This is a genomic window from Streptomyces sp. NPDC001770 (assembly GCF_053596135.1).
Genome location: NZ_JBSFFN010000021.1, coordinates 123,901 through 133,893, shown reverse-complemented (window position 1 = coordinate 133,893; position 9,993 = coordinate 123,901). Strand labels below are relative to the sequence as shown.

9 protein-coding genes are annotated in these 9,993 nt (G+C 72.3%); 4 read left to right on the top strand and 5 right to left on the bottom strand.

The features are described from left to right. Positions 1-88: 88 nt before the first annotated feature. Positions 89-757 (top strand): potassium-transporting ATPase subunit C, encoded by a 669-nt coding sequence (locus tag ACWCSV_RS20245; protein ID WP_451144050.1) that lies wholly within the window; start codon positions 89-91, stop codon positions 755-757. Positions 758-769: 12 nt separating this feature from the next. Here ACWCSV_RS20245 and ACWCSV_RS20240 read toward each other — a convergent pair whose 3' ends face one another. The 3 genes from ACWCSV_RS20240 to ACWCSV_RS20230 all read right to left on the bottom strand — a co-directional run bounded on the left by ACWCSV_RS20240 (position 770) and on the right by ACWCSV_RS20230 (position 4,878). After that, positions 770-1,723, bottom strand: a complete 954-nt coding sequence (locus ACWCSV_RS20240) for a 5'-nucleotidase (protein ID WP_451144048.1) — start codon at positions 1,721-1,723, stop codon at positions 770-772. 154 nt (positions 1,724-1,877) lie between these two features. Then, positions 1,878-3,326: a Re/Si-specific NAD(P)(+) transhydrogenase subunit beta gene (pntB, locus tag ACWCSV_RS20235; protein WP_451144046.1), complete on the bottom strand. Its 1,449-nt coding sequence runs from the start codon at positions 3,324-3,326 to the stop codon at positions 1,878-1,880. Position 3,327: 1 nt separating this feature from the next. Next, on the bottom strand, positions 3,328-4,878 hold the full coding sequence (locus ACWCSV_RS20230) for a Re/Si-specific NAD(P)(+) transhydrogenase subunit alpha (protein WP_451144044.1): 1,551 nt from the start codon (positions 4,876-4,878) through the stop codon (positions 3,328-3,330). Between the two features lie 763 nt (positions 4,879-5,641). Between ACWCSV_RS20230 and ACWCSV_RS20225 the strand changes: the two genes are divergently transcribed. Next, on the top strand, positions 5,642-6,481 hold the full coding sequence (locus tag ACWCSV_RS20225; RefSeq protein WP_451144042.1) for a class I SAM-dependent methyltransferase: 840 nt from the start codon (positions 5,642-5,644) through the stop codon (positions 6,479-6,481). A 122-nt stretch (positions 6,482-6,603) separates the two neighbouring features. Next, complete coding sequence (locus ACWCSV_RS20220) at positions 6,604-7,653, top strand: GNAT family N-acetyltransferase (RefSeq protein WP_451144040.1); 1,050 nt, start codon at positions 6,604-6,606, stop codon at positions 7,651-7,653. Between the two features lie 227 nt (positions 7,654-7,880). Here the strand turns inward: ACWCSV_RS20220 and ACWCSV_RS20215 are convergent, their stop codons facing one another. After that, positions 7,881-8,303, bottom strand: a complete 423-nt coding sequence (locus ACWCSV_RS20215; RefSeq protein WP_451144038.1) for a PPOX class F420-dependent oxidoreductase — start codon at positions 8,301-8,303, stop codon at positions 7,881-7,883. A gap of 104 nt (positions 8,304-8,407) precedes the next feature. Beyond that, positions 8,408-8,620 (bottom strand): MbtH family protein, encoded by a 213-nt coding sequence (locus tag ACWCSV_RS20210; protein ID WP_451144036.1) that lies wholly within the window; start codon positions 8,618-8,620, stop codon positions 8,408-8,410. Between the two features lie 255 nt (positions 8,621-8,875). Here ACWCSV_RS20210 and ACWCSV_RS20205 point away from each other — a divergent pair, with 255 nt between their 5' ends. Then, a complete protein-coding gene (locus ACWCSV_RS20205) occupies positions 8,876-9,988 on the top strand; it encodes an alpha/beta hydrolase-fold protein (RefSeq protein ID WP_451144034.1) in 1,113 nt (370 codons plus the stop codon). Positions 9,989-9,993 lie beyond the last annotated feature (5 nt).

The following is a 9,993-nucleotide window of genomic DNA, read 5'->3' as shown; positions in this document are numbered from 1 at the left end:
ACGGCCTCGGCGGCCTCATCGCCCCGTTCATCGGCATCAAGATCATCGACCTGATCATCTCCCTCATCCCCGGAATCGGCTGATCGGCATGAACAGTTCCTCCCCAGGAAACACCGGCCGGCTGCTCTGGGCGGCGCTGCGGGCTCTGCTCGTGCTCACCGTGGCCTGCGGTGTCGTCTACCCCCTCGTCATCACCGGCATCGCCCAGGGCCTCATGCCCGGCCGCGCCAACGGTTCCGAGATCACGGCGAACGGCAAGGTCGTCGGCTCCGAGCTGATCGGCCAGCGCTACGACCTGCCCCTCGAAAACGGCCGGAAGACGCCGGACCCGGACCTCAAGTGGTTCCAGCCCCGCCCGTCCGACGGCCTCACCACCAACACCGTCAACACCCAGTACGAGCTGCTCGTCTCCGGCGCGACCAACCTCGCGGGGGACAACCCGAAGCTGATCGACTCCGTGACCGCCGCCAAGGCCGCGGTCGTCCGGGACAACTCGGTCGCCGGCCACCCGGTGAGCCCCGACGACGTGCCGGCCGACGCCGTCACCTCGTCCGGCTCCGGCCTCGACCCGGACATCTCCCCGGAGTACGCACAGCTCCAGATCCGCCGCGTCGCCGAGAAGAACCACCTCGGCGTCGACCAGGTGACCGAGCTCGTCGACGACAACACCGGCGGACGCATCCTCGGCTTCATCGGGGAACCCCGCGTCAACGTCCTCCAGCTGAACATCGCGCTCAAGGAGCTCGTCGGGCGGTGACGGGACCTGCGGTCAGGCGGGACGGCGGTCGGCTCCGGCGACCTCGTTGATCTTCCCGAACGGGACGTGGACGCTGGGCGTCGTCCGTGAGGTGCTGACCAGGTGGGTCTCCTGGTCGTCGAAGAAGATGTGCGGTCTGAGAATCTTCATGATCTCGCCCTTGTCGATGCCGCCGAGGAAGAAGGCGTCGTTGACCCTCAGGCCCCACTTCTTCAGGCTCGTGACCGCCCGCTCGTGGGCGGGCGCGTTCCGCGCGGTGACGATGGAGACGTGGAGCCGGATCCGGTAGTCGGGATTCCTCCTGCGCTCCTCCTCCTCACGCTGCTGGATGCGGTTCACGGAGGCGAGGAACTCCCTGAGCGGCCCGGCGTCGTGCGGGATCGCGGCGTTCCTCGTCTCGTGGGCGCGGAACTCCTCGATTCCGCCCGTCTGGAACACCTGCTCCGACTCGTCGCCGGCGAGTACGCCGTCGAAGTCGAAGGAGATGCGCAGGTCGTCGTCGTCCGAGTCGTCCTCGTGGGGTGCGCCCAGGACGTGTCCGGCCGCCAGACCGGACGCGACGGCCTCGCGGACGTCCGGCTCGTTCGCCGACAGGAACAGCGACATGTTGAGCGCGGGCATGAAGTTGTACGGCGAACGCCCCTGCCTGAAGATGGCCCGGCTTATCGGCAGCCCGTGGGACTCTATGGAGCGCATGACCCGCAGGCCGGTGTCGGGGTCGTTGCGGGACAGGACGATGACCTCAACCAGCGGGTCGTCGGCCGTGCTCAGGTTGTTGAGCGACAGCAGACGCCGGATGAACGGGAACGCCACTCCCGGCCGGAGTTCGGCGTCCCGGTGCTTCTCCTGGTAGCCGCGGTACCCCTCCTCGCCCTGCTCGCGGAAGATGGCGTCCGACTCGGTCAGGTCGAAGAGAGCGCTGGACGCGATCCCGACGACGAGCCGGTTCGAAAGTTCGTAGCCCACAGCAACCCCTCGGTCTGCCCGTTCCTCGTTCGTCGCATCTTCGCATCACGGGTTTTCCGCTGGTGCCGACGGGCGGATGCCGGACGGCCGGGAGCCGGGAGACCGCCCGCCCGCGCCCGGACACGCTGGGCGGCGGGGCGGGCGGAAGGTCCTCTCAGGCGGGGACGGGCGCCACACGGGCACCGGCCAGTGCGGCCAGGGCGGCCACGATCTCGTCGCTCCTGGTCTTCGCGTCGCCGAAGAGCATGGCGGTGTTCTCGCGGAAGAAGAGCGGGTTCTGGACACCGGCGTATCCGCTGGCCATCGACCGCTTGAAGACGACGACGTTCGCGGCCTCCCAGACCCGCAGGACCGGCATGCCGGCGATCGGGCTGCCGGGGTCGTCCATGGCGGCCGGGTTGACGGTGTCGTTGGCGCCGATGACCAGGACGACGTCGGTGCCGGCGAGGTCGTCGTTGATCTCGTCCATCTCCAGCACGATGTCGTAGGGCACCTTGGCCTCGGCGAGCAGCACGTTCATGTGGCCCGGCAGACGGCCGGCGACGGGGTGGATGGCGAACCGGACGTCGATGCCCCGGGACCGCAGGAGGCGGGTCAGTTCGGCGACCGGGTACTGCGCCTGGGCCACCGCCATGCCGTAGCCGGGGGTGATCACCACGCGGGAGGCTCCGGCCAGGAGTTCGGCGGTCTCGTCGGCGTTGGTCTCCCGGTGCTCGCCCTGTCCGTCGTCGCCGCCGCTGCTGGGCGCCTCGATCCCGAAGCCGCCCGCGATGACGGAGACGAAGGAACGGTTCATGGCCTTGCACATGATGTACGAGAGGTAGGCACCCGAGGAGCCGACCAGCGCGCCGACGACGATGAGCAGGTCGTTGTCGAGCAGGAATCCGCTCGCGGCGGCCGCCCAGCCGGAGTAGCTGTTGAGCATGGAAACCACGACGGGCATGTCTCCGCCGCCGATCGAGGCGACCAGGTGCCACCCGAAGAGCAGCGCGATCGCGGTCACCGCGATGACCGGCCAGAGCGTCGGGCGGGCGACGAAGAGCACGGTGAGGACCACGAAGGCGAGCAGCGCGCCGAGGTTGAGGATGTTCTTGCCGGGCAGCACGAGCGGGGCGGACTTGATCCTCGCGCTCAGCTTGAGGTTGGCGACGATCGAGCCGGTGAAGGTGACGGCGCCGATGAAGATGCCGAGGGAGACCTCGGCGTGGTGAATGCTCAGGAGCGATCCGGAGAAGCCGCCCTCACCGTGGCGTTCGACCTCGATGTAGGAGGCCCAGCCGACCAGCACGGCTGCCAGTCCCACGAACGAGTGCAGCAGCGCGATCAGTTCGGGCATGCCGGTCATCCTGACCACGCGGGCACGCCAGAGCCCGATGACGGCGCCGACGGCGAGGGAGACCGCGAGGACGAGCGCGGTCGCGCCCCGTACCGAGGTGTCGTGGAGGGTCAGGCCGATGGTGGCGGCGAGGGCGACGGCCATGCCGGCCACCCCGTACGCCCAGCCCTGCCGGGCCGTCTCGTGCTTGCTCAGGCCCGCCAGGGAGAGGATGAAGAGCAGGGCGGCGACGAGGTACGCCGCGGTGGAGATCGAGGCTGCGGTCACGTCAGTTCCCCTTGCTGAACATGGCGAGCATGCGGCGCGTCACCGCGAAGCCGCCGACGATGTTGACGGAGGCGAGCAGGGTCGCGAGGCCGGCCAGCGCCTGGATCAAGTGGCCGCCGAGCCCGACCTGGACCAGCGCTCCGACGACGATGACCCCGGAGATGGCGTTGGTGACGCTCATCAGGGGGGTGTGGAGCGCGTGGTGGACCTTGCCGATGACGTAGTAGCCGATGACGACCGCCAGGGTGAGTACGGTGAAGTTCTGCGGGATCGGCGCCGGGGCGAAGGCGATCACGAGCCAGAGCAGGGCGATTCCGGTGAGGACGAGTGCGAGTTTCGCGGGGCCGGGCAGGGTCTTCTTCCGCGGCGGCGCCGGGGCCACCGCGGCGGGTGTGGTGGTGGGGGCGGCGCTGACCTGGACCGGGGGCGGTGGCCAGAGTTTTTCGCCCCGCCCGTCCCCGGTGGCGCGGACGACCGTGATGCCGCGCTGGACGGGGTCGTCGAGATCGAGGACGGCATGGCCGTCCTTTCCGGGGGTGAGCAGCTTCAGCAGGTTGACGAGGTTGGTGCCGTACAACTGGCTGGCCTGGGTGGGGAGGCGGCCCGCCAGGTCGCTGTAGCCGAGGATGGTCACGCCGTTGCCGGTGACGACCTTCCGGCCCTCGACGCTGCCGGCGACGTTGCCGCCCTGCGCGACGGCCATGTCGACGATCACGGAGCCGGCCTTCATCGTGGCGACGTCGGCTTCGGTGATCAGCCGGGGGGCCGGGCGTCCGGGGATGAGGGCGGTGGTGATGATGATGTCGACGTCGGCGGCCTGGGCGGAGTAGAGCTCGGCGGCGGCGGTGTTGTACAGGTCGGTGGTGGCCTTGGCGTAGCCGTCGCCGGACTGCTGGGCCTCTTCGTCGACGACGACCGGGAGGTACTCGCCGCCGAGTGACTTGACCTGGTCGGCGACTTCGGGGCGCGGGTCCGTGGCGCGGACGACGGCACCGAGGCTGGACGCGGCGCCGATCGCCGCGAGGCCCGCGACGCCGGCGCCGGCCACGAGGACCTTGGCCGGCGGGACCTTTCCGGCGGCGGTCACCTGGCCGGTGAAGAACCGGCCGAACTCGTGGGCGGCCTCGATCACGGCGCGGTAGCCGGCGATGTTGGCCATGCTGGACAGGACGTCCAGGGACTGGGCGCGGCTGATGCGCGGCACGGCGTCCATGGCCAGCGCGGTGATGTCCCGTTCGGCCAGGGCGTCGACGAGGCCGGGGTTGAGGGCCGGGGCCAGGGTGGAGACCAGCAGGGCCCCGTCCTTCAGCCTGTCGATGTCGCGGGTGGCGGGTGCGTTGACGCGCAGGACGATGTCCGCGCCCCACGCGTCGTCGGCGGTGCCGGTGGTGGCCCCGGCTCCGGTGTACCCGTCGTCGGTGAACGCGGAGAGCTCACCGGCTCCGGACTCGACCACCACGGTGTAACCGAGGGCGGTGAGTTGTCTGACGGTCGCCGGGGTCGCGGCCACGCGGGTCTCCCCGGCCGGCTCGCGGGTCACTCCGATGAGCATGGAAGAGCTCCTTGGAAGGGTGGATCACGGTGCGCGGATGGTGAGTCGGGCGGAGCCGGAGGCTGTCCCGGAAGTTCTGGTGGATCAGTGTGCGGCGTCGGATGCGGTGCGTCGCGAGGCGCTGGAACGTCGTCGTCGCGGAGCGATCCGGACGTTCCGGCAACGCCGCGAGGTACCGTTCCGGACGCCGCGACCCCGGCCATGGTCCGCCGGACACCCCCTAGATGCTGCCCCGTTCGTCCGGGCGGCACCAGACCGTGTCCGAGCGCGGATCAGCACAGGGAGAGCGGGTTGACGATCGCACCCGCAGGGCGGTAGACCGGCGTCGGCGCGAGGGCACGCGGTGGGCTCCGCGGGGTGGTGGAGTGCGAACCACCAGTGGATCGCGGCGAGTCCTCCTCTGTGAGACCGCCGCGGTCGGAGACCGGGTGCCTCGCGTGCGTACCGCCCCAGGTCTTCGGCGCGAGCGCGGCCGCACGGTTTCGTCGAGGAACCGCTCGATCAACGTGGTCACTCGGCCGGGTAGGGCCACCGCAGCCGGCCCCCGGTCGTCCTCCGCGCCGGAGGTCGTGCGCGAGAGGGACGCGGCAGACCACCGGGCACGTCCGTACGGCGAGTCGGGGCGGATGTCCGTGACCGCGAGCCAGGAACATCCGTTCACCATGCGGTGGGTGTCCCTCACCCACCGGCTGTCGGCCGCCCCGGCCCGTGCGCCGCCGGAGCCGCGAGCCGCCCCCGCATGCCCCAAGGAGGAACACCGCTGATGACGGAAGACCGCACGGACCGGGGTTCACCGCCGCCGGACCGCTTCGGGGCCGCGCGCGCGTACGCGAGCCACCGGCCCGGCGTACCGCCGGAGGCGGCCCGGTTCCTCGCCGCGGCACTCACCGGCGTACCCGCCCCGGTGCTGCTGGACCTCGGGACGGGGACGGGCCAAGTTCCCTTGTCCATAATGGCGTCGCTGGCTCCGGCCCATGTGTCCGTGGTGGACACGAACCGTGAACGGATGCGCGCGGCGCTCGGCGCACTGCTGCCGGAGCTGGGCGCGTCGCGTGTCACCGGGTTCGCCGGCCGGGCGGAGGACTTCGGGCCGGTGGCCCCGGACCGTCGTCCGCACCTGATCACGTGCTGCCGCGCCTTCCACTGGATGGACCGGCAGGCCGTCCTGGCGATGGCGGACCGGGTGGCCGCTCCCGGCGCCGTCTTCGCGGTGATGGGTGACGGAAGCCTGTGGACGCACGACGCCGACTGGACGCGCGCCCTGCGGACGCTGATCCAGTCCTACCTCGGCCCCGCCCGTCGGGCCGGTACGGCCGGCGCGTACACGGAGCCGTCCCGCCCGTACGAAGAGGATCTGGCCCGGTCGGCGTTCAGCCGGGTGAGCGTGCACGAGTTCCCGGCGACCCGCGTCCGGACACCGGATCAGGTGGTGGGGTATCTCGCGACGACCTCCTTCGCCGGTCCGGCGCTCTTCGGTGACCGGCACGCGGCCTTCGAGGACGACGCGCGCAGGCTTCTCACCGCCCACGCCGCTCTCGGCCCGCTGACGGAGGAGAGCGTGTTCACCGTACGTCTCGCCAGGCGGCCCGGAGACCTCGCGTGAGGGGCGAGGCTGCCGGAGAGCAGCGTGAGCAGCCCGCCGCACGGCCTGCCCGTGCGCGCCGGCCCCTGCCCGGGCCCGGCGAACGCGCGCTGCCGCAAGCCGCGAGCCGGGATCTGAGCCCGGTGCCGCGTTCGCGCCGCCCGGACGGCTCCGGGGGGCGCTGCGTACCGGCCGGTGCCGCCCGGCCCTTCGCGGCTCCCGAGCCCCGGCCCGCCGTTCCCGGCGACGCGGCGGAGATCGCGCGGCTGAAGTCGGAGCACACCTGCCCCGAGCCGCTTTCGCCGGAGAGGCTCGCCGCGACCCGTACCCTCCTGGCGGCCCGTCTCACGGCCGCCGGCAGCGCGGTGGCCTACGTCGTCGACGCGCCGGCGGGCGGCGGGCTGGCCAGTTGCGCGCTCGCGCTGGTGCATCCGGTGTTCCCGTCGCGCGACTCCCCCGAGGGCCTCGCGGCACACGTGGACGCCGTCGCCACCGAGCCCGCCCACCGCGGGCGCGGCTACGCCAGTGCCGCGCTGGGCGCGTTGCTGCGGCATCTGGAGGAGCTGGGCGTCACCGAGTACGCACTCCACACCGGCGGTGAACCGGTGCCGTTCTACGAGCGGTTCGGCTTCTTCCGCGACGCGGCGCTGCTGCGGATGACCCGGGCCCCCGTCCGGCGGCCCGGGGACGCGGCGGGGCTGTCGACCGCGCAGTTCGCGGAGACGGTCATGCACGCCACGGGCTTCGCCGGGCTGTACTTCACCGACGAGGACGGCCGTCCCCTGCAGCTGCACGCGGTGTACTCCTCCTCGCACCCGTGGCAGGTTCCCGGCGGCACGATGGACCCGGGCGAGCGTCCCTGGGGTACGGCCGTGCGCGAGTGCCGGGAGGAGACGGGGATCGTCGTCGGCGGGCCTCCCCGCCGTCTGCTGGCCGCTGTCTACGGTCTGCCGGGCGCCCAGTGGCCGTACAGCACCTTCGGGTGCGTCTTCGACGGCGGACGGCTGACCAGGCGTCAGATCGAGGCGATCGTCCTGGACCCTGCGGAGCACGACGAAGTGCGCGTGCGGCCGCTGGAGGAGTGGCGGGACCACATGCCCGACGGTGACTACCGCAGGCTGCTGGCCATCGACGGTGCGCGGCGGTCGGGCGAGACGGCGTACTTCGACACCTGGGACTGGGAAGCGGAGTGAGGCGGGCCCCGCCCGGGCGGTCACCCGCCCGGGCGGAGGGCCGGGGGCGGCGGCGCGGACCTCCGGGGACGTACGGGGGCGTACGGGGGCTACCGGCGCCCGCGTGACCGCACCGGGCCCCGGCGGTCGCGGAACAGCAACGGCGTCCGCCTGGGGCCGGTGATGGCGGGCGAGCAGGTCGGCCGGCCCCTCGGGGGCGCTCGGCCCGGCTCGGCGAAGGGGGTCGCCTACGCGTCGGGCCCGGAGACCTTGACCGCGAAGTCGTTCACCCTTTCCGGGGTGACCCGGACGATCAGCCGCCTCTCCTCGGGCCCCTCGGCAGGCGGGTCCTCCGCCAGATAGCGCTGCGAGAGCCGCTTCGGAAGCGCCTTGTCCGGGTCGGGCAGCAGTTCGGCGGTGCCCCGGATCTCGGCCGACCGGTACGGGTTGCCCTGGTCGAAAACCGTGAGGCTGACACGCGGGTCGCGTTCGATGTTCCGGGCCTTCTTCCGTGTGGAGGTCACGGAGATGAGCAGCTTGTCGCCCTCACGCTCGAACCACACCACCGAAGTCTGCGGACTGCCGTCGGGGTTGATCGTGGCGAGGGTGGCGAAGTTCCTGCCGTCGAGGAGCTCGGCGGTGGCGGGGTCGAAGCCGTTGAATAACGTCATGTGCGGCGCCAACCGGACCCCGGCCCGAACTATTCCCCCCGGCGCGCGTCGGGGCGGCCCGGGCGTCCGGTCCGCCCCCGCCGCATAGCGTCAGGCATCAGGCATCAGGCATCCATGGTCGCCGCCAGCGAACGGGGGCGCAGGTCGGTCCAGTTGGTCTCGATGAACTCCAGGCACGCCTCCCGGGTGTTCTCCTCGAAGGCGATGGCCCACCCTCCGGGGACCTCGGCGAAGGACGGCCAGAGCGAGTGCTGGCCCTCGTCGTTCACCAGGACCAGGAAGCGGCCTTCGGGGTCGTCGAACGGGTTGGTGCTCATGTGTCAGCGCCTCCTCGGCGGACCGGCCGGGCGGCCGTGTCGAGCGGGTGGTTCGCGACCGTACCGACGCCCACCCGCAGCGGAATCATCAGGTTAGGGTAACCTAATAACCGTGAGCCTAGCCCTTCGACTTCCCTCTCACAAGGAGACGTTGATGCTTCCCGCGACCGAACACCTCCGAACCGGGGACGGAGCCCGCCCGCCCCTGGGCGCGTTCCGCCGGAACCCGGACCGCCACCGCTCCGCCGGCCGGCCGTGACGGGGGCCGCCCCCGGCCTCGCGGCCCACCGTCCCCCGTCCTTCGCGGACTTCGGGCTGCCCGGCAGTCCGGGGACCGAGGCGTTCTGGGCGTCGGCGCGCAGTCCCGTAGCCGTACCGTCCCCCGGAGGCGGCTGGGTGGCCCTCTTCCTGTGGCGCGGGTCCCCCGCACAGGTCGTCTTCGAGAGCTGGTCGGAGCCGGTGCCCCTGCGCCGTCTCGTCGACACGGACTGCTGGTACGCCGAGGTGGCGATGCCCGAGCGGCTTCGGGTGACCTACCAACTCCTCACGGACGACGGGGCGTACGCCGATCCGCTCAACCCGGCGGGCGCCGGCGGTGACCGTTCGCTGGCCGCGACCCCGGACGCGCCGCCGCAGCCGCACTGGCCCGTGGTCGGCGCGGACGACGTGCTGCCCCTGCCGCGTACCCGGCTGCGCTGGGCGAGCGAGCGGCTCGGCGGGCGGCGCACCGTGCGGGTGCATCCGGCGGGCGGCGGCGGGCCGTTGGTGCTGCTGCTCGACGGGGACGACTGGCTCCATCTGCATCCGGCCACCACCGCGTTCGACTCGGCGGTGGCCGCGGGCGAGATGCCTCCGGTCACGCTGGTCTTCCTGCCGGTGAAGGACCGGGAGGCCGAGTTCGGATGCCGGCCCGAGCTCTGGGAGGCGGTCCGGGACGAACTGCTGCCGCTGGTGGCGGAGTCCGGTGTGCCCGCGGACCCGGGCCGGCTGGTTGCGGTCGGGCAGAGCCTGGGCGGGCTGAGCGCGCTCCACGCGGCGCTGGACTTCCCGGAGCTGGTGTCACGGGTCGCGGTGCAGTCGGGGTCGTTCTGGTGGTCGCCCGAGGCCGTGGGCGCGGCGGACCCGCTGGGCGGGCCGCTGGGTGGCGCCCTGGCCCGCAGGCTGCGGGCGCGCCCCGGCCTGTCCGGGCTGCGCGTCGCGTTCGACGTGGGTGAGCACGAGACGGGGATGCTCCCGCACTGCGAGGTGGTCGAGTCCCTGGTCGAGGCGGCCGGGGCGGCCGTACGGGTCTCGCGGTCATCCTCGGGTCACGACCGCGTGGGCTGGCGGCACGCCCTGCTCAGGGATGTCGCCTGGGCGCTGCGCTGAACCCC